Genomic DNA, 18,930 nt, shown 5'->3' with positions numbered 1-18,930 from the left:
GCCGTCGGCATGGTCAACATCCTTCCACGAGCACCAGCTCGCTAGGTCAAGGAGTCAACAAAACCGGGGGCAGTCCCCGGCTTGGGCCGAGCAACCTGGTCGATCCTTGCGGATCCACGCCCAACGGCAAAAGCACCATCGCGGCGAGCTCAACCTTGGAAAGATGGCTGTGACCCTGTTTGACGGTACCCAGGAAGGATTTCAGACCGTTCATCCGGGTACACCCTGATGGACACGGTTCATTCCGCGACGATGAACTCGTGCGCCAGTGCGTCCATCCCTAGAGCGTCCAAGAGCGACCTAGGTTTCACTCCAAGCTGTAGACCGATCCAGAAGCGCAGGACCAACAGGTTCTCGCGGAGCGTGTTGAGCATTACGAGAGAGTCCGGCTCCGGGCGATCCGGGTGCTTCGCTCCCATGTAGGCGGCATCGGCCCGTTCAATCCATCCTTCGATATCGGCAAAGGGCGTGACCAGCATGTCGCCGAGGATCACCCGCAGCCCTGGTTTGAAGTTCATCTGCTTACGGTTATTGAGGTTGGCCCCGTTGTTCTTCTCGACGTCGATGAGGTATCCGAGGGCCTCCAGTGCGATCCCGCTCTGCACCACGCTCGGATGGCCCCAGGGATCGTCGGAACGAAGAACATTCAGAAGCGGACCGATCACCCGCCCATATTTTTTCCGTAATCGTAGCCAGCGCGACACGCCCCTGCTTCCCACCTCTTCGTATGGGAAGAGAAAGCGGGGGTCTTTGGTCCACCCGTCATGCTTCGGGAGGCGGTGGGTCGCCACTGTCAGCCAGCGCTCGCCCATGTCGCCCCCTTCTGCGCTCCGGTGCGGATCGTCGATGCGCCTCACCTTGGTCGATGAGATCCCGAACGACTTCCAAGCGGCGACAGACACAAGGTCAAGGACAGCGCCGTGGAGCTGGAGATGATCATTCCAAGTCCGCGCCCTGTGGACAGAGGTTTCCAGCTCGACGCCTTCGTAGGCAAGGAATCCACCACTCGACCGCTCGGTTCTCCAGCTCGACCGCATCATAAGGTTCATCGGACGGGCTAAGGCGATCGGCTCCGCGCTCGTCAGAGTCATCTGAACCGACTGAATGCGGTTTTTCTCGTTGGACTCGGTCTTGATCTCCATGCTGCTGAGACGCGTCCAGGCCGCCATAGCGGGGATCTCCGTTCGCAGGCCATCGACCTTGCTATATCGAAGGTGGCTACCACCAAAGACCGCATAATTTGCGACGATGTGCCCCTGGCCCACGTGGAAGTTAGAACTCGAGCCGGTGGAACGGCATCCGACCAGCACCACGGGTCCACGAGCATCCTCCAGAAGGAGCACCCGAGGCGGCTTGTAGCTGCGTTTGGTGCGATCGGGGTCGTCGCCGAAGTACACTCCTGAAGACCACCACCGGCCGTACGGGTCGTTCTCGGCGAACATCCCTTTGAGGGGCACGGTGAGGTCGATCGTGGTCCCCGTGTCTCGAAGCATGACTGCAATGTGGTCCGTACTTGGATCGCCGTCGACTAGCCAACCTAGCCTTGGCTCACCCGGCGTCAGCTCGTTGTCTGCCACGTTGCCCCTCCATTAGTGGCTCTTCACGGTTCGTGGGGAAATAGATCCCCGGGATGAGTGTCATGCCGCCGTCCGGACGGCACTTCTCAAGAGAATAACCGATTTGTAATTGGCCGGATTGCGATAGCCACGGGCGGTGCGCTTGATCTGCTTGATGGCCGTGTTGTTGGCCTCGACCTTTCCCGTCGTGGCCCCGGTGACAATGAGGACCTCGATCTCTTTCCACCACCGGCAGACGGTGCGGTAGAGCCTGCTCGTCTCCGGCCGTGCCGCTGCCTTGACCAGGTCCTCGAGTTCTTGCTTCGCCGTCGCGGCGTCCTCCAGGGAGCCGGTGCGCAGCAGGAACCGCAGCTGTTCCTTGACCTGCCAGACTGCCTGGAGCGTGCCGGTCGGATCGTCGGCCGCGAACACTTCTGCCAGCCGTCGGGCTGCCTTCTCCGTGAGGGTATCGCCAGCGCGCAGGAGAAGCATCCGGTGCGCCCAGGCCTTGTCCACGGACCTTCCCCAGCGGCCCTTGACCTGTTGGGAGAGGTTCTGCCGTGTCTCGGTCACGGCCTGGTTGGCCAGGGAGATCAGGTGGAAGTGATCGACCGCGACAGCGGTCCGGGGAAGCCACATCCGCAGCGCCTTGCGGAACGCCGCCGAAGGGTCGATCGCCACGACCTGCACGGCCAGCCGCCACGCCAGCGGGCGTGCGAACAGCCAGTCACCGACGCCCTTGTGGTCCCGGCCGTCCACGACGCCCAGCACCTGGCCGGTGTCCAGGTCAACGATCGTGGTCATCCAGGGCTCGAACCGCGTCCAGGCCTTGGATTCGGGGTCCTGGAAGTAGCGCACGGACCGGAACCGGTGCTCATCGATGCCCAGCATTCTTGGACTCAGCTGGTCAACATCCGGAAGGGTGAGGAAGCAGGCTTCATTGAGCGCGACACGGACCATCCACCAAGACACCGCGAACGCGGCAGCAGTCTCCGAGACGGCCCGGCCCGAACGGATGACCGCACCCACGAGCTGGTCCCGGAGCCGGCCGGTCGAGCGGGCACGCCGCGGGACCTGGGCAGTGGACTCAAAGAACGAGAGCCTCTCGCACGCCGGCTCCTCGCAATACCAGCGGTACTTGGACCAGAGGACCTCCACCGGGCCGGCGACAGGAATGTCCCGGATCCGCTGGAAGCGTCGTTCCTTCCGCCGCGACGCAACCACCCCGCACGTGGGGCAGCCCGGCGGCTGCTCGGTTTCGACAATGACCCGGCGACCGCCGCCAGGGCTCACGCCGGTGGAAATGACACGGTAATCGGGCAGGTTGAAGAGGATGGTGGCAGCCTCAGCTGCGACCCCGGTAGGCTCGATCAAGGCTCGTGGTCCTGTTCCAGGTTGAATGCTTAGACACACTCATCCCAACAGGGCCACGGGCCCCCTTGTCTTCAACGACACGAACTCAGTTCCCCACCAACCACGAAGAGCCGGCATCCTCGACCACGCCGTCGAAGACAACAGAATCACGAAGAACCCGGCCCGAGACCTCACGATCAAAAAGAAGCCGATCCCCGATGAGGTGTTCCTGTCGCATGCCCAGGTCGAGGCACTGGCCCGCACATCGCGGCACCCCGACCTTGTGCTGTTCCTCGCCTACACAGGCCTCCGCTGGGGGGAGGCCACAGCGTTGCGGGTGCGAAACGTGGCCCCCAAAACACGCCGAATTAACATCCGCGAAGCCGTCGCCGAGGTCAACGGCAAGGCCGTTCTGGGGAGAGTCAAGAACCACGAGAAACGCACCGTGGCATACCCCGACTTCCTCGACGGCGCGGTCAAAGCCGCATGCAAGGGCAAAGGTCAGGAAGACCGTCTGTGGAACTCCGATGAGGGCGGTTACCTACGGCCAGGCAACGCTGCTTCGGGCTGGTTCGCCGGGGCAGTGAAGCGCACCCAGTCAGCCGATGCGACGTTCCGGCGAGTAACGCCCCATGATCTGCGACATACGGCTGCTTCTCTTGCGATCAGCGCTGGGGCTAACGTGAAGGTCATCCAGAGGATGCTCGGCCACAAGTCGGCCAAGGTTACCCTGGACACTTACGCCGCGCTGTTCCCTGATGACCTCGACAACGTCGTTGACGCCCTAAGCCGGCAACGGGTTGAACAATTGCGAGACAAGCAGGTCTTTGACGCTACCGATGAAGACGGCCAGCCACAAATGGCCACGCGGCCCTGAAAATCAATGGGCGTGGTGTCTCTCTCGAGTTCAATTCGGCCGTTTTAGCTGCGACCTTCGGCAGGAAATGGCCGTCGGTGCGGCCCGTTAGGGGATCCACCAGCGGGTCGGGGGCCGGTCAAGCCAAGGATCCAGGTGGCCTGGACCAAGGCAAGGATGTGACGGGCACTAGCTAACCAGTCGGCGATAGCGGGATGCGAACGCGGGCTCGCCCCCTTCCATGATTCGACAAATGGCATCTTTCACTTGTGGTTCTTGGATTGATCCACTTTGACCGACTAGCGGCACTGGTCCGTACTTGAGCACAGAGACATGCTCTGAATCGGCGTTCACAACGATGTTCGCGTTGTGAGTCACAACGATCACCTGGCGTCGCTTCTTGATCTGTTTCAGCGTGGTGACAATGAGGTCCGTGATCAGCTCGTTGTCGAGGTCATCTTCCGGCTGGTCCAAGATCAGCGGATCAGCGCTCATCCGGAGGATCACCGAGAGGAGCGTCGCCGTTTTCTGGCCGGGGCTTCCCTGTTCCAGACCACGGAAGTTACTCTCCCCTGACATCTTGTATCGGACTCGCAGGAGATCCTCTGGGAACCACAGGGCGAGATTTACTGCAAATTCAGTCGCATCAATTGTGGACAGGTGAGTGATTAGTCTCGAGTCGATGGCGACCCCTGAAGATGCAAGGGTAGGTGCTTCGGGACCAGAGCTCCTTAGCTCCGAAAGGAGTCCTTTCAACTGCGTCAGCTCACCGAGATACGAAGGGTTCTTCGAGTCGGACTTCAATATTTTCTGAACCCCGCCGGACCCGGAATAGAACCCTTCGTACGAGCTGGGTTTCTGTGTAATTTCTCTTAGGTCCATTTCCAGAGATGACTGATCCGCCATCTCGAAAAGATCAAGTTTGAGTGAAGTAGCATCAAGCTGCAGATCAGCGAGATACTTCCTTCGGCGCTGGGTCAGGTCGGTTCGATGGGCTTGGATAAGTACCAGAACGGCTTCAGCATCGTCTATCAGCTGCTTCCTAGAGGCCTTGGCTCGCTCGACCTCGCCTATACGCCTTACAAGAGTACTTCGTCCCGCCGTTAGTTGCACGAATCGGCCATCCGGATCCCCGATGGAGTCTGAATCTCCGGACGCAGCCAGGTCTTGGCTGATTTTTCCTCTGATCTCGCCGATGCGTTTCTGACTAGGTGACTCCCCAGCTGCAGAGAGAGCAAGCCGAGAAGCCTCGAGTTTTGCCACTGTTGACCGAACGGAAGCTACCGCCTCCACCTCCGCGGTGTGACGCAGCGCCCAAGGCTGCCAGACCCGACTAGCCAGTTCGGACCCTTCTAGCAGCGTGGCGAGATCGCCAATGCTATTGCGTAGGCGAGATTCGAACAGCTCGGCTTCCCGTTCGACGACGAGGTGCGCTGTCTCAGCTGCGGCCAAACGGTCGAGTTCTTCCATCTCTCCGGAGTCTCGCAAAGCTTTGATTTTGTCGAGCTCCGCATCAACGTCCGTTAGCTCTCCACGTAGACGCGTTTCGCTCTCGATAAGCGTCGCGTTGCTGGCCGTCTTCTGCAACTTTTCGGCATATTCGGACTTGAGAAGCTGAAAAGTTTCGAGCCACTCGGCATGGGCTATTTCCGGCTGCGCATCAATGATCGAAAGCAGGCTCTGGGTGTCTTTTGCAGTTTCGTAGACCTGCTTCTGGCTATATATGAGTATGGGGAAACGGTCGGCCACTGATCCCTCCTGAGATATCCAGGTGCCGTCTGTTTCGACCTCAATTTGAGATTTGCTGGGAGCGGATCCATGCCAAAGAACGCGGTAGAGATTGCCATTTTTTCTGTAGTGAACCTCTATTTCCGTCTGTTCATCCCAGAACCGGACATCCCCAGGTCGCTCCTTGGCTGCAGAGAACCATTCGAGGTCTTGGTGGAGCGCCGGCGGGAGTTCCGCGAACCGGCCTAAGCACAGCCGGATGACCTCGACGATGGTGGACTTTCCAACCCCGCGGCCACCGATCAATGAAGTTAACCAAGGGCCGAAAGGAACTTCGGAAGAGTCTTCTCCTCTGCGTACTACAACTCGTTCAATGCGATTGTGTCCCACGTCGTTCGGATCAACTTGTGTGTCAATCGAACGAAGTACCGAGTCTCCTCCATCGGCTAGAGCGAGGCGAACGCCGTTCAAGTCCAGCGTCTGCATCTTCATCCAAGTGAAGTGACTGCCTGGGAACTTAGCCTCTTTGCCAGGCGGACACAATGAGCTATCGAGATGGTGGGCATCCGACCCCAGCACAGGGATCCATCCAGCTTGAAGGGCTTCACTGATGCGCTCGGAAGCGATCAATTCGACGGCTGAAACCGCGCCCAAGCCCTTGATCTGCTCAAACGTGCGTCGCTCGGCACTGAAAACGCCCATAGGGCCGTCCGCGTGAGCGGGAATTGGCAGACCACCCGCATCTACAATGATTTTGCAGACATCGTGAAATGACTTGGAAGTGGTCTCCGTGCTAGCACCTCGCGTGCCACCGTATCCAGAGTTATGAATAACACCGTTCGCCGTCTCGGCGGGCTCACTGGGATCGAATACCGCAAGGAGATGGAAGCCACCTTCGGTCGTTATTTCGACGCCGGGAAAGATAGTGAGATGCCTGAAGTCCTCGTGTGCGGTTTCCTTGAGTCGCTGCAGTACCGTCTGAGCCTCGGCTACCCCAGTGTGACAGTTGTGGTCCGTGATGACGATTGCGTCAATCTCGGCTCGCATGTAGGTGAGCAGCCAGTCTTCGAAGGAAACTTCGATGTCGGATTTAGTCTCCTCCAGTCCACCGAAATCAAATGAATGTGGACTGTGGGCATGGAAATCTATCTTCCACCAGCGCGAACCGCGGCTATCTGTATGAGACACCGAATAAACATAGCAATTGTCGGCGTATCAATAGTTAACCGTGACTGCGACACGGTGTGCGGCTGGTTCTCAGCATTGATTGCTGGAAGCTGCCAGTCATGAGCCCTCCCTGGCCAATTCTTCACGCAGGACCATCGAAATCCGGTACGAACAGCTCCCCCGTGAGTGACTACCCGTGGTGCATTTTGGTGCAGGAGTACCTGCGAGTATCTGGGTGCTCCCGTGAGCAAAGCGGCCAAAATCGCTGAGTTTGCAGGAGTTTTTATGCAACACCCTGAACCCGTTTGACCTACGTAAAGGTTTCAAATCCCACCGTCACCGCCAATGAAAACCCCCGGAATTCCGGGGGGTTTTCTGCATTTCGAAACTGGTCGCGCCCGCGTCGGGGATGTTGACGTGGCGGCTACGCGTGAGGCGGTAGCCTCTGCTAAATCTCGAGCACGGTCGCGTGACGCCGCCTGAACGGTGCGACAAGCCGCCCGGCCTGCCGAGGCCCCCATAGCGGCCTTGTGGCTGGTCGCGGCTGAAGGTGGCCAACGCGCTCATGATGGGCCGCGGAGCTGACCATGAAGCCAAGGATGGCCAGGCCAACAATGAACGCGTAGATGACGCCACGCTCAAAAATGCCTGAGAATTCGGTTTTACCGCCGGTGAGCAGCATCAACAATCCCGATACGCCAGCGACGATGGCCAGTCCGAAAAACCAAAGGCTTGCGTCGGTCCGCCTGAACCAGAGCACGCCGATCGAGACGAGCGTTACGAAGATACCCAACGACAGAATGACGACGGCGGGGTCGTGGATGCCAATAGTGTGGCCTGCATTTGGATAGTCTTCGGGGAAGACGCCGATGGCGAAAATAGCCAGCCCGGTAACGGCGAGCGACCAACGAATGATGGTTGTCGTCACCTTGGCAAAACCGGTGGGCCGCATCCGAATCTTGCCGTCAGTTTTGTCCCGACGTACCGCCTTGTACGCGTCATCAAGGTCGCCGGCATGTGCTGCAATCCAGAGCACCGGCGAAGTGATGAGACAGGCCGCTACCACGACGTTCACGCCGATGAAGATAAGAGCCAGATCCATCGCAGCGAAAGACGGAGAACACACGTAGCGGGCAGGGTTGCCGACGTTGTCGCAGTGCACCGCGCCGAGGTCGCTGACGTAGTTCGATGCGTAGCTGTAAGTGCCATTGCCTTTCCACCCAAGCTGAACGACCCACTCAAATACGATGAAGCTAAGCATCGCTTTTGCGGCCCATGATCCGATCATGTGCCGAGTATCCGACGTCCTTGGACGCCGCCCCAAACACCAGCCGCCGAGTAGCTCGATCCAGCTGTTCACCTTGTTCATAGCAAGGATTAAGGCGCTCGACTGGACAAAATACTAGAGGTTCCGCTACTCGAATGAAGACCTGCGCATCCTTGCACGGAATTGAGTAGAGGAGAGTTCGCCGTGCTACCCGTTAACTAGTCCAGCGAATAGCCTCCGTGCTGAGGCGGCGATAGTTGAGGCATCGGTAAGTGGGCAGCCTAGAATCGTCGTATGGGTCTCCTAACCTTCAGCATCAACGTCACCCTTGACGGTTGCGTCGACCACCAGGAAGGCATCGCCGACGACGAGACGCACGCCTACTTCACCCGCCTCATGGACGAGGGGGGCGCAATGCTCTGGGGTCGCACCACCTACGAGATGATGGAGAGCTACTGGCCAGCGGTCGCCCGCGGCGAGGAGGACGCGCCGCCTGCGATGCGCGAGTGGGCGCTCAAGCTGGAGGCCAAGCCGAAGTACGTTGTGTCGTCGACGCGAAGCGACTTCCCGTGGACCAACAGCCACCACCTCGTAGGCGACCTCCAAACGGCGGTGCAGGATCTCAAGGATGCGACTCCCGGCGGGGTGCTCGTCGGCAGCGGCAAACTTGCGACAGGGCTGGACCAACTGAGTCTGATTGACGAGTACAAGTTCCTTGTCCATCCCAGGATTGCCGGCCACGGTCCCACCCTGTACCAAGGCGGGCTGCCCAGCACCCGACGCCTCGACCTGATCTCGGCGGAGCCGCTCAGCAACGGCGCGGTCGCCTTGCACTATCGACGGGCTGATTGAGGGTGGCTGTCCGTCGCGGGTGAGCTTCGGCTGAAAGACCGTGCGCTCGTTAATGTAGAACCAGATGCGTGCGGTGCCCTTCGCCGTCGGCCTGTGCTGCCAGCGCTCGTAAGTCGCGCAACCCCACTCGAGGTCGGCGCTGCCGTGTCCGGCTACGGCCGTGGCCGTCTCTTTCCAGCTGGTCAGCTCGGCCAAGGCGAGGTGCGGCTGGTTGGTTGAGAAAGAAGTCGCTTGACCCCCTCAGATCTACTCGTGTAGATTCAGTCAAGAATGTTAGCCAGGTCACACCCAAAGAAGGTCACCCGAACAGCCTCTGAGCCCAAAAGAGATGACCAGCCCATGAAGACCCCAACGACAGCCGTGGACCGTCCGGGCCTGGCCATACTCGGCGCCCGCACCCTGGGTAATGCCCTGGGCTCCGGACGAAACTCGCTGAACGCCCTGCGCTTGGTCTTCGCGGCAGCCGTGATCGTCTCCCATTCCTGGTGGCTGGGTGGCTACGGCCCGGAACCCTCGCTTTACGGGATCAAGCTCGGGACCGCTGGCGTCATGGGCTTCTTCGCCATCTCCGGCTATCTCATCACCGTCAGTGCCGAACGCTCGGACACTGTGCTCGAGTATGCCGCAGCACGGCTCGCCCGCATCTATCCTGCCCTCGTGGTCGCGGCCCTTACTGTTGCCTTCGTGGCAGCACCGCTTGGCGCCCTCCTGACACACGGGACCTACGACCCGCGCGGAGCATTGACCTTCCTCGGCGCGGCCCTGGCACTCAGCATCGGCGTCATGGACACACCCGCCATCGGGACGTCGCTCTGGGGCAACAACGACCGCTTTGACTGGAACGGCCCCCTATGGACCCTCACCTGGGAGGGGCTCTGCTACGTCATCATCGCCGCGATCGTGTTCCTGCTCCGTAGGATTCCGGAGAGCAGGCGAGGCACGGCCACGGCAATATTCCTGCTTTTTGCCGCATCCACGGGAGCAGTCTTCGGAAAGCTCCTCGCAGGCAGCTTCGGGCCGAACCGCACCGAGTTCGTCCTTCCGCTGCTCGCGGTCTTCATGGCGGGATCCCTCCTTGCCACCCAGAGACACAGGGTCCGCGTCGGTGCGGCGCCGAGCCTCCTCGCCGCACTGGCCGTGTGGGGCGCCCTCGCCACGGGCTACGGCACAGCCCTCGCCCCGCTACCGTTTGCCTATCTCGTCCTGTCGATCGGTTCAATCGTCAGCGCGTCCGCCATCGGGTCCCGCTACGACATCTCCTACGGGATCTACATCTACGGATGGCCCGTCCAGCAGCTCCTCGCAGCCGCCCACATTCCATCCCACGTTCCCGCGCTCGGGTTTGCTGCGTTCGCTCTCGTGGCGGTCTGGCCGCTTGGTTTCTTGAGCTACGTGGCCATTGAACAGCCAGCCCAGCGGATCCGGCGCGCCCTCATGCGCCGCCTCGCCCTCCGGGCAGCCAGCTAAAATAATCCGCTTAAACGCTTGATCACGAGTCAAGTGCCAGCTATCGTTGCCGTGATTAAGCGTTTAATCAAAGATCCTTAGCTCCACCACAAGCTCCCCCCGACTGCTCAACAACGCCGTGTGCAGAGGCTCGACGCAGAGCTATCGGCGGTCGAGTAGTCCTGACCGAGACCCGGAGATCTTATGGCCCACTCAGCAAGGAGGCTGTCGAAGAGGGCGAGCATGCTCGCCCTCTTCGCCGCGCTCACGATGTTTTTCACCACAACCATAGTTACCGGGGACATCCCCGGCGCAGGAGCCGTCGGCAGCGCGACCCCACCGCCAATGCGGGCCGTCTACCACATGACTCCCCCGTCAGGTTGGCTGAGCGACCCTCAGCGGCCCATCTATCTCAACGGCAAGTACAACCTGTATTACCTCCACAGCAACCAGGACAACGGCCCCGGCGGATGGCGACACGCGACGTCGTCGGACACTGTGGTGTTCAACGACCAAGGCGACGCCCTCCCCCTCCAAAGCAATTTCCCCGTCTGGACCGGCTCCTCGGTGATCGATACCAACAACACCGCGGGCTTCGGGGCCGGCGCCGTCGTCGCGCTCGCCACGCAGCCCACCGACGGCGACCCGTTCCAGCAATCGCAATACCTCTGGTACTCGACCGACGGCGGGACAACCTTCACGCAGTACAGCGCACCGGTCATTGCCAACCCGGACGCCTCGGACTGGTTCCGCGACCCGAAGATCGTTTGGGACGCGGCACACTCGACCTGGGTAGCCGCGATCGGCCGCCAGCAAAAGATTACCTTCTACACCTCGCCGGATCTTAAGACGTGGACGCACCAAACCGACTTCAGCTACACCACCCCGAACATCGGCGGCGTTGAGTGCCCGGACATCTTCCAGATGAAGGCCAACGACGGTTCGTGGCATTGGGTCATGGCCGGGAGCATGCAGGGCGACTACAGCGGCAAGCCGGACACGTATGCGTACTGGACCGGCACGTGGAACGGCTCGGCGTTCGTCGCGGACCAGACGGACCCGCAGTGGCTCGACTGGGGTTCGGACTGGTACGCCTCGGTGACCTGGCCGGACGCCGCGAATCCCGACACCTCCCGTTACGCGATCGGCTGGATGAACAACTGGCACTACGCGCCGCACACCGTGCCGACGGACTCCACGGACAACTACAACGGCCAGATGTCGGTGGTGCGTCAGCTCAGCCTCAAGTCCGAGGGCAGCGGTGTCTACAGCCTCCTATCCCAGCCGACCCCGAATCTGGCCAACTACGCCACCAAAACCGTGAAGCCCGCCAACGCGACGGTCAATGGACGGACAACCCTCGACTACCACGGCTCCGCCTACGAGCTCGATGCGGACGTCAGCTGGACCACCCTGAACAACGTCGGCATCTCCGTCGGCGAGAACAAGGACGGCAGCCGGCACACGAACATCGGTGTCTACGGGGGCAACCTCTACGTCGATCGCTCCGCGCAGGACCAAGTGCCGTATTCCTTCGGCACGTACCAGCAGTCCCAGGCGCCGCTCGCCTCGGGCACGACGTCCTTGCACCTCCGGATCCTCGTGGACCATGGCAGCGTGGAGGTCTTCGCCGACGACGGCCGGATCGCACTCTCGAACCAGGCCTTCTTCACGTCGTCGGACACGGGGATCTCCCTCTACACGATCGGCGGCAGCGCAAACTTCGCCAACCTCTCGATCACGGAATTCGCCAACATCACCGAACAGGCGAACCCCGCGGCGCCGTACGCGGACTTCGAGGGCAGCACCTATGGTTCATGGACGACGGCGGGAGCGGCCTTCGGTTCCGGGCCAGCCGCCGGGGCGCTCCCCAACCAGCAGCCCGTCACGGGCTACCTCGGGAACAAGCTCGCCAACAGTTTCAACGGCGGCGACGCAGCGACCGGAATGCTGACCTCGCCGTCGTTCACCATCGGCCACTCGTACGTCAACTTCCTCGCAGGAGGCGGGAACAACCCGAGGCCGTCGGACGTCTTCGCCGACTTCGAGGGCGCGACGTGGGGTGCCGGGTGGACGGCGTCGGGCAGTTACATTGGCCAGGGCCCGACGGCGGAATCCCTCCCCAACCAGCTCGGCTCCAAGGTCCTCGATACGTACGTCGGAGGAGGTGATGCCTCCACGGGCGCGATCACGTCACCGACGTTCACGATCACGCGGGACTACATCGACTTCCTCATCGCTGGAGGAAACCACCCCTGGGGCCAGTCCGGCGCCGCGGCGGTGAACCTCCTCGTCAACGGGCAGGTAGTGCGAACGGCAACAGGCCAGAATTCATCGACGATGTCGAACGTGAACTGGGACGTCCACACGCTCGTGGGGCAGAAGGCCCAAATCCAGGTCATCGACCACGCAAGCGGATCCTGGGGCCACATCATGGTGGACCAGATCGTGTTCAGCAGCGTGCCAAACGCGGTTGGAGGTGAACCGGACAATCAGACCACGGTGAATCTTGTGGTCAACGGGCAAGTGGTCCGCACCGCGACGGGCCAGAACAGCGAACGCCTCGCCTGGACGTCGTGGAACGTCTCCGACCTCGTTGGCCAGAGCGCCCAGATCCAAGTGGTCGATAACGGCACGGGAAGTTGGGGCCATATCCTGCTCGACCAAGTCGCCTTCGAAGACATACCGGCCGCCTAAGTCGAACGTGGCCTGTCCGTCCTGACCTTCTTTGCCGCGCAAAAGCCTCGAAATGACGCGACTCGCCGTGTCGTAAGCGCTTTCCGAAACGAAAGAAGGTCAGGACGGCGCCGCCCTCCCTGAAAGAAGACGCCGCCGTCTCCGCGACGCTAAAGATCCCGGGCATTCGCCAGGACCGGAAGCTTGCCCCGGACTCCTTCCACAACGGACGGATCGATGTCGACGACGGCGAGTTCCGGCATTTCCCCGAGGGCCACCATCACGGCACCCAGTGGCGAGATCACGGCACTGTGCCCTATTCCCGTGGGCGCGGTGCCGGTGGTGGGCAGGCCGACGCTGGCCGGGTTGCCTTGGCCGCACGCCACCACGAAGGTGGTGCTGTCCACTGCGCGGGCCCGCACCAGCAGCTCCCACTGCTCGGCTTTGCCTTCGCCGTCGCCCCACGAGGCGCAGACGATGTTGACCTGCGCTCCTGCCCGGGCGTTGGCTGTGAAGAGGGCGGGGAAGCGCACGTCGTAGCACGTGGCAAGGCCAAACACGGTGCCGTTGAGTTCGAAGGTTACGGGTGACGTCCCGGCGTCGACCGAATCGGATTCCGCGAAACCGAAGGCATCGAAGAGGTGGATCTTGTCGTAGGAGGCGTCCACCCCTGGGCCGGTGACCAAAAGGGTGTTCCGGACCCGGCCGCCCTCACCGGGAGTGAACATTCCCACCACGACGGCGATGTTCAGCTCCCGTGCGAGGCCGCGGACCGCTGTGGCCCACGGCCCGTCCAACGGTTCGGCGATGTCCGCAAGGCTGTTGCCGAAGGCGCGCATCGCTGCTTCGGGAAAGACCACGAGTTCGGCTCCGGCGGCTTTGGCGCGGGTGGCGTATTCTCGGATCAGTTCCAGGTTGGCGGCCAGATCGGCTCCCGTGATGATTTGTGCCACGGCTAAACGCATGAATTTACTCCAGATTGTTGTATACATGATGTATGCGAAAAAGTTCGGGGACTGCGGCGTCCGGCCGCGAGAAGGCGTACGCGTACTTGCGTGAAAATATCCTGATCGACCCCGAAGTCCAGGGGAAGTTCCTGAACGAGCAGGAACTGGCCGCGGAAATCGGCGTATCGCGTACGCCGGTGCGTGAGGCGCTCCTGCTGCTCGTCTCGGACGGCTTGGTGGAACTGATTCCCCAGCGCGGGGCTTACGTTCCTCCGGTGACCGGCCGGGAAATGTCCGAATTGATGGAACTGCGCGGGATCCTTGAAAGCCACGCCGCCGGGCTGGTCATCGAGCAAGGCCGGGTTCCCGCCCGGACGATGCAGGAAACCCTTGACCAGCAGGCAAAGCTTCCCGAGGAACTGAGCCCGGAAGCGGCCCGTGAGTTTATCCGCCTGGACACCCTGTTCCACCAGCAGCTCATCGACGCGGCCGGCAACGAGCTCATCTCCCGGACGTACAGCAAGCTCCACGTCCGGCAGATTCTGGTAGGCGTCTCCGCGCTGTTCCGTACCGGAGGCCGGCGCGAACAGGTATGCGCCGAACACCAGGACATTCTCGACGCCCTGATGTCCGGCGACGCGGCGAAGGCCCAGAAGGCCATCGACCATCACCTGGCGGTGACCCGGGACATCCTGCTGCGCACCTGAGGAATCTTCTGTCCGCCCAGCGCAGCTTGTCAGGATTTTCGAAGGCATGACGTGAGCGTCAGCGCGTTTCCGCGACGGCGGACCGTTGGCTTGCCGCGGAACCTTCCAGCAGCAGGCGATAGTCCTCGTCCTCCACGGTGTTGGAGTCCCGGCCGAGCGCCAACCCCACGGCGGTCACGACGGCGGCCACGGCCACATAGATGGCAACCGGAATCCAGGTGCCGAACTGGGACAGCAACAGCGTGAACATCAAGGGTGCGATGGCGCCCCCGATCACGCCTGCGAACGTATAGGCCAACGAACTTCCGGTGGACCGAAGTCGCGGAGAGAACTGTTCCACGATGAAGGCTGCCTGCGGTCCGTACATGAAGGAGTGCGCCATGAGGCCCAGGACGATTCCCGCGATCAGCAACGGCTCGCTGTGTCCGCCGAGGATTCCGAAGAAGACGAAAGTCCAGACGGCCCCGACCACCGCCGCGATCCCGTAGACGAGTCGCCGGTTGAAGCGGTCGGAGACGGCCCCGGCCAACGGGATCATGAACAGTTGGAATGCCGAACCGATCAACACGGCAGTGAGGACCTGGCTGCGGTCGTAACCAAGCGTCTGGATCCCGTAGCTCAGGGTGAAGACGGTGAACAGGGCATAGAGCACGTCCGGGCCAACCCTGCACAGGGTGGCAGCGACGAGCGGACGGAGTTCCTTGCTGAAGACTTCGCGGACCGGAGCGTTGGGCTGCTCACCGTGCGCCTCGATGGCCTTGAAGATCGGGGTATCTTCAAGCTTCAACCGGATCCAAAGACCGAAGCCCACCAACACGGCCGAAACCAGGAAAGCGATGCGCCAGCCGAAGCTGATGAACTGCGCTTCGCTGAGGGTGACGGTCAGGACGGCCAAGATGCCGTTGGCCAGAAGGTTGCCGGCCGGCGGTCCGACTTGGGCCGCGGAAGCCCAGAAGCCGCGCCGATGGGGATCGCCGTATTCGCTGGAGAGCAGCACTGCCCCGCCCCATTCGCCGCCGACACCCACGCCTTGGGCGAAGCGCAGCAACACCAGGATGATCGGGGCCGAGATGCCGATGCTGCCGTAGCCAGGCAGCACCCCGATCAGCACAGTGGCGACGCCGATGATCATCAGCGTCGTCACGAGGACCTTCTTGCGGCCGATGCGGTCACCGAGCCGGCCGAAAATGATGCCGCCCACAGGACGGGAGACATAGCCCACCGCGTAGGTCGAGAACGCCAGGATGGTCCCGGTCAAGGGATCCGATGACGGGAAAAAGACGATGGGGAATACGACGGCGGCCGCGGCGGAGTAGACGGCAAAGTCGTACCACTCGAGCGCGGTGCCGGTGAGGCTTGCCGCAAAGGCCTTGTACAGGCCTTTGGGATGCATCGGCTTTCCGGGACGCGGCGCTGCGCCGGAAGCCGGAACTGGAACATTGGCCATGGGTTTCCTCCACGAGAAGTTTACGGTGACGCCTGCCACACTGGCGTTAAATGTATACATTACGCATACTGGATGTACATTGGCGACTGTTTCCGGTTTCCGATCTGAAAAATTTCTCCAGCAGGACACGCAAAGGATGGACAGAAAATGACGACTCTGAGCTTTGAACTTCCCGATGGCACCACGCGGAATGTCCAGGTCAAGCACCTCCTGAACGCCGGCTACGCAGGGCGCGAGCAGGAAGAAGTGCAGGCCCACATCGCCGAGCTGGCCGAACTTGGCGTTCCCGGCCCCACAACCACGCCAGCGCTGTACCCGGTGTCGCCTTATCTGGCCCAGCAGGTTTCGGAAGTCCGCGTCCAGCACGGCCGGACCTCGGGCGAAGCGGAATGGGCGCTCGTGATCACCGATGGGGACGTCCTCCTGACCGTGGCGTGCGACCACACGGACCGTGAGCTCGAGGTCCACGGCGTGGCGTGGAGCAAGAACGCGAGCCCGGACGTCTTGGGACGCAAAGCATGGCGCCTGGATGATGTTCGCGACCATTTGGACAAGATCACGCTCAAGGGCTGGGTGGGCGACGGCGAAACTCCGGACACCCTGATCCAGGACAGTTCGCTGGAGGCCCTCCTCAGCCCGGACTACTGGCTGGCGGTGCTCGCAGAACGCGGCCTGAACCAGCCGGGCACCGTCCTCATTTCAGGCACAGTGGCAATGAAACAGGGGGTCGACCAGTTTGCCCGCAGCTGGAGAGTGGAAATGACCGATCCGGTGACCGGCACGTCGGTGGACGCCCAGTATGTCGTGGAGAAGATGGCAGAGCCCATCGGCTGAGGCCGCCTCCGCCGCCGTTCGCCCGACCGCGGTCCATTGTGGGCGCCCGGGACCGGGCATACTCTGGGAGAGGCACAAGCGGTTGGCACTACTACCGCGTTGAGAGGGCGCTGCATGGACGCCAATTCCATCACCGACACCTTCCACCGGCCCCTGCGGGACCTGCGGATTTCCGTCACGGACCGGTGCAATTTCCGGTGCGTCTACTGCATGCCCAAGGAGATCTTCGGGCGGGATTTCGTTTTCATGCCCCGGGACCAGCTGCTGACGTTTGAGGAAATCACCAGGCTGGCCTCGATCGCGGTGGGACACGGTGTGCGGAAGATCCGGCTGACCGGCGGTGAACCCCTGTTGCGGAAGGACATCGAGGAACTGGTCCGGATGCTGGCCCGCTTGCGCACTCCCGACGGGCTGGCACCGGACCTGGCGATGACCACGAACGGCTCGGTCCTGGCGCAGAAGGCGCAAGCCCTCAAGGATGCGGGGCTCAACCGGGTGACGGTCTCGCTGGACTCCCTCCGGGAGGAGACCTTCCAGGCCATGAACGACGTCGGCTATCCCGTGGCGAAGGTCCTGCATGCCGCAGACGTTGCCCAGGCCGCGGGTCTCGGGCCCGTGAAGATCAACATGGTGGTCAAGCGGGGGACGAACGATCAGGACATTCTTCCCATGGCTCGCCACTTCAAAGGGTCCGGGTTCATTCTGCGGTTCATCGAGTACATGGACGTGGGTGCGTCCAACGGCTGGAAAATGGATGAGGTGGTGCCCTCAGCCGAGATCCTGGCCCGCATCGGCGCGGTGCTTCCGCTGGAGCGCGTGGCGCCGAACTACCCCGGCGAGACCTCGGATCGCTGGCGCTACGCGGACGGCAGCGGCGAAATCGGGGTCATTTCCAGCGTGACCCAAGCCTTCTGCCGCGGCTGCACGCGGGCCCGGCTCTCCGCCGACGGGAAGCTGTTCACGTGCCTCTTCGCCACGGCGGGCACGGACTTGAGGGCACTCCTGAGAGGCGGGGCGTCCGACGTCGAGCTTTCGACGGCGTTGTCCGCCTTGTGGGGCGGCCGCGCGGACCGCTACTCGGAACTGCGCAGTTCGCACACGCCTCAAGACCCCGCAGCGGCACACAAGATCGAGATGTCGTACATCGGCGGGTAGCCCACCAGACCGGAGCCCTGCCGGTGACCCTATGCTGGTGCCATGACGCAGACGTCGATCAGCTCCGCCACAGCGCTGGCCGAAATGCTGGCCGCCACCGGCTACCTCGCCGACGAGGGCCTGGCCACCATTGGCTACCTCGCCCTGAGCATGGAACGGCCGCTGCTTCTGGAGGGCGAACCGGGCACGGGCAAGACCTCCCTCGCGGAGGCCCTGGCGGAAGGGTTCGGGCTGCCGCTGATCCGATTGCAGTGCTATGAGGGAATCGATGCCTCGCAGGCGTTGTATGACTGGGACTTCACCGCCCAGATCCTGCATCTGCGCAGCGTGGAGGCCAGCGGCGGAGCGGGAATGGACGCGCGGCTGAGCGTGGCCGAACTGGAAAGTTCGCTTTACGACAAACGGTTCCTGCTCGCGCGTCCCATCCTCAAAGCGCTGCAGCAAAGCCCGGCGGTGCTGCTGATCGACGAAATCGACCGGGCCGACGACGAGTTCGAGGCGTTCCTGCTGGAGGTGCTCTCCACCTACCAGGTCTCCATCCCCGAGTTCGGCACGGTCAAAGCCGAAACCCCGCCGATCGTGGTGCTCACCTCCAACCGGACCCGCGACCTGCACGATGCGCTCAAACGCCGCTGCCTCTACCACTGGATCGACCACCCCGGGCTGGCCCGAGAAGTGGAGATTGTGCGCACCCGGCTCCCCCAAGTGCCCGCGCTCCTGGCCGAGCAGGTGGTGCGCGCGGTCCAGCAGATCCGGGTCACCGACGACGTACTGAAGCCTCCCGGCGTCGCCGAGACCCTGGACTGGGCCCGCGCGCTGCACCAGCTCGGCCGGGCCGAGCTTGACCTGGCTTCGGCTGCGGCCAGCATCGGCGCGCTGTGCAAGTACCGCGAGGACACCGACCGCGTCTCGGCGGCCCTGGCCCGGATGCTCGGCTGA

Annotated in this window: 14 protein-coding genes; 8 read left to right on the top strand and 6 right to left on the bottom strand. The window is 62.2% G+C overall.

All coding sequences use genetic code 11. The features are described from left to right. Positions 1–239: 239 nt before the first annotated feature. Positions 240–1,577 (bottom strand): ApeA N-terminal domain 1-containing protein, encoded by a 1,338-nt coding sequence (locus AC3WJU_RS16880; RefSeq protein WP_492260404.1) that lies wholly within the window; start codon positions 1,575–1,577, stop codon positions 240–242. Between the two features lie 60 nt (positions 1,578–1,637). Then, complete coding sequence (locus AC3WJU_RS16875) at positions 1,638–2,930, bottom strand: ISL3 family transposase (RefSeq protein ID WP_492260403.1); 1,293 nt, start codon at positions 2,928–2,930, stop codon at positions 1,638–1,640. 25 nt (positions 2,931–2,955) lie between these two features. On the opposite strand from AC3WJU_RS16875, the gene AC3WJU_RS16870 reads away from it, so the two are divergent. Further along, positions 2,956–3,786, top strand: a complete 831-nt coding sequence (locus tag AC3WJU_RS16870) for a tyrosine-type recombinase/integrase (RefSeq protein WP_492260402.1) — start codon at positions 2,956–2,958, stop codon at positions 3,784–3,786. A gap of 168 nt (positions 3,787–3,954) precedes the next feature. Here the strand turns inward: AC3WJU_RS16870 and AC3WJU_RS16865 are convergent, their stop codons facing one another. Continuing rightward, a complete protein-coding gene (locus tag AC3WJU_RS16865) occupies positions 3,955–6,681 on the bottom strand; it encodes a TrlF family AAA-like ATPase (RefSeq protein WP_492260401.1) in 2,727 nt (908 codons plus the stop codon). Between the two features lie 427 nt (positions 6,682–7,108). After that, positions 7,109–7,948 carry a DUF998 domain-containing protein gene (locus AC3WJU_RS16860; protein ID WP_492260400.1) on the bottom strand — a complete coding sequence of 280 codons (840 nt, stop codon included), beginning with the start codon at positions 7,946–7,948 and terminating at the stop codon, positions 7,109–7,111. 273 nt (positions 7,949–8,221) lie between these two features. On the opposite strand from AC3WJU_RS16860, the gene AC3WJU_RS16855 reads away from it, so the two are divergent. The 3 genes from AC3WJU_RS16855 to AC3WJU_RS16845 all read left to right on the top strand — a co-directional run bounded on the left by AC3WJU_RS16855 (position 8,222) and on the right by AC3WJU_RS16845 (position 12,922). Continuing rightward, the gene (locus tag AC3WJU_RS16855) at positions 8,222–8,779 is read left to right on the top strand and encodes a dihydrofolate reductase family protein (RefSeq protein ID WP_492260399.1); all 558 of its coding nucleotides are present in this window, start codon (positions 8,222–8,224) and stop codon (positions 8,777–8,779) included. Between the two features lie 339 nt (positions 8,780–9,118). After that, complete coding sequence (locus AC3WJU_RS16850) at positions 9,119–10,246, top strand: acyltransferase family protein (RefSeq protein ID WP_284988725.1); 1,128 nt, start codon at positions 9,119–9,121, stop codon at positions 10,244–10,246. Between the two features lie 222 nt (positions 10,247–10,468). Next, positions 10,469–12,922 carry a glycoside hydrolase family 32 protein gene (locus AC3WJU_RS16845; protein WP_492260398.1) on the top strand — a complete coding sequence of 818 codons (2,454 nt, stop codon included), beginning with the start codon at positions 10,469–10,471 and terminating at the stop codon, positions 12,920–12,922. Between the two features lie 149 nt (positions 12,923–13,071). On the opposite strand, the gene AC3WJU_RS16840 is transcribed toward AC3WJU_RS16845, so the two are convergent. Beyond that, on the bottom strand, positions 13,072–13,866 hold the full coding sequence (locus AC3WJU_RS16840; protein WP_492260397.1) for a carbon-nitrogen hydrolase family protein: 795 nt from the start codon (positions 13,864–13,866) through the stop codon (positions 13,072–13,074). A 32-nt stretch (positions 13,867–13,898) separates the two neighbouring features. Here AC3WJU_RS16840 and AC3WJU_RS16835 point away from each other — a divergent pair, with 32 nt between their 5' ends. Next, positions 13,899–14,555: a GntR family transcriptional regulator gene (locus AC3WJU_RS16835; protein ID WP_059388597.1), complete on the top strand. Its 657-nt coding sequence runs from the start codon at positions 13,899–13,901 to the stop codon at positions 14,553–14,555. 58 nt (positions 14,556–14,613) lie between these two features. Here AC3WJU_RS16835 and AC3WJU_RS16830 read toward each other — a convergent pair whose 3' ends face one another. Continuing rightward, the gene (locus AC3WJU_RS16830; RefSeq protein WP_441437583.1) at positions 14,614–16,002 is read right to left on the bottom strand and encodes an MFS transporter; all 1,389 of its coding nucleotides are present in this window, start codon (positions 16,000–16,002) and stop codon (positions 14,614–14,616) included. A gap of 147 nt (positions 16,003–16,149) precedes the next feature. Here AC3WJU_RS16830 and AC3WJU_RS16825 point away from each other — a divergent pair, with 147 nt between their 5' ends. From AC3WJU_RS16825 to AC3WJU_RS16815, 3 genes are all read left to right on the top strand, one after another. Then, positions 16,150–16,836, top strand: a complete 687-nt coding sequence (locus AC3WJU_RS16825) for a DUF2848 domain-containing protein (protein WP_284988721.1) — start codon at positions 16,150–16,152, stop codon at positions 16,834–16,836. 114 nt (positions 16,837–16,950) lie between these two features. After that, positions 16,951–17,991 (top strand): GTP 3',8-cyclase MoaA, encoded by a 1,041-nt coding sequence (moaA, locus tag AC3WJU_RS16820; RefSeq protein ID WP_284988720.1) that lies wholly within the window; start codon positions 16,951–16,953, stop codon positions 17,989–17,991. A gap of 42 nt (positions 17,992–18,033) precedes the next feature. Then, positions 18,034–18,930 carry an AAA family ATPase gene (locus AC3WJU_RS16815; RefSeq protein ID WP_306963355.1) on the top strand — a complete coding sequence of 299 codons (897 nt, stop codon included), beginning with the start codon at positions 18,034–18,036 and terminating at the stop codon, positions 18,928–18,930.

It is taken from the genome of Arthrobacter sp. FW306-1B-F12A, from assembly GCF_058781865.1.
The sequence above is the reverse complement of the archived record's forward strand: the minus strand, read 5'-3'. Positions and strand labels throughout refer to the sequence as shown.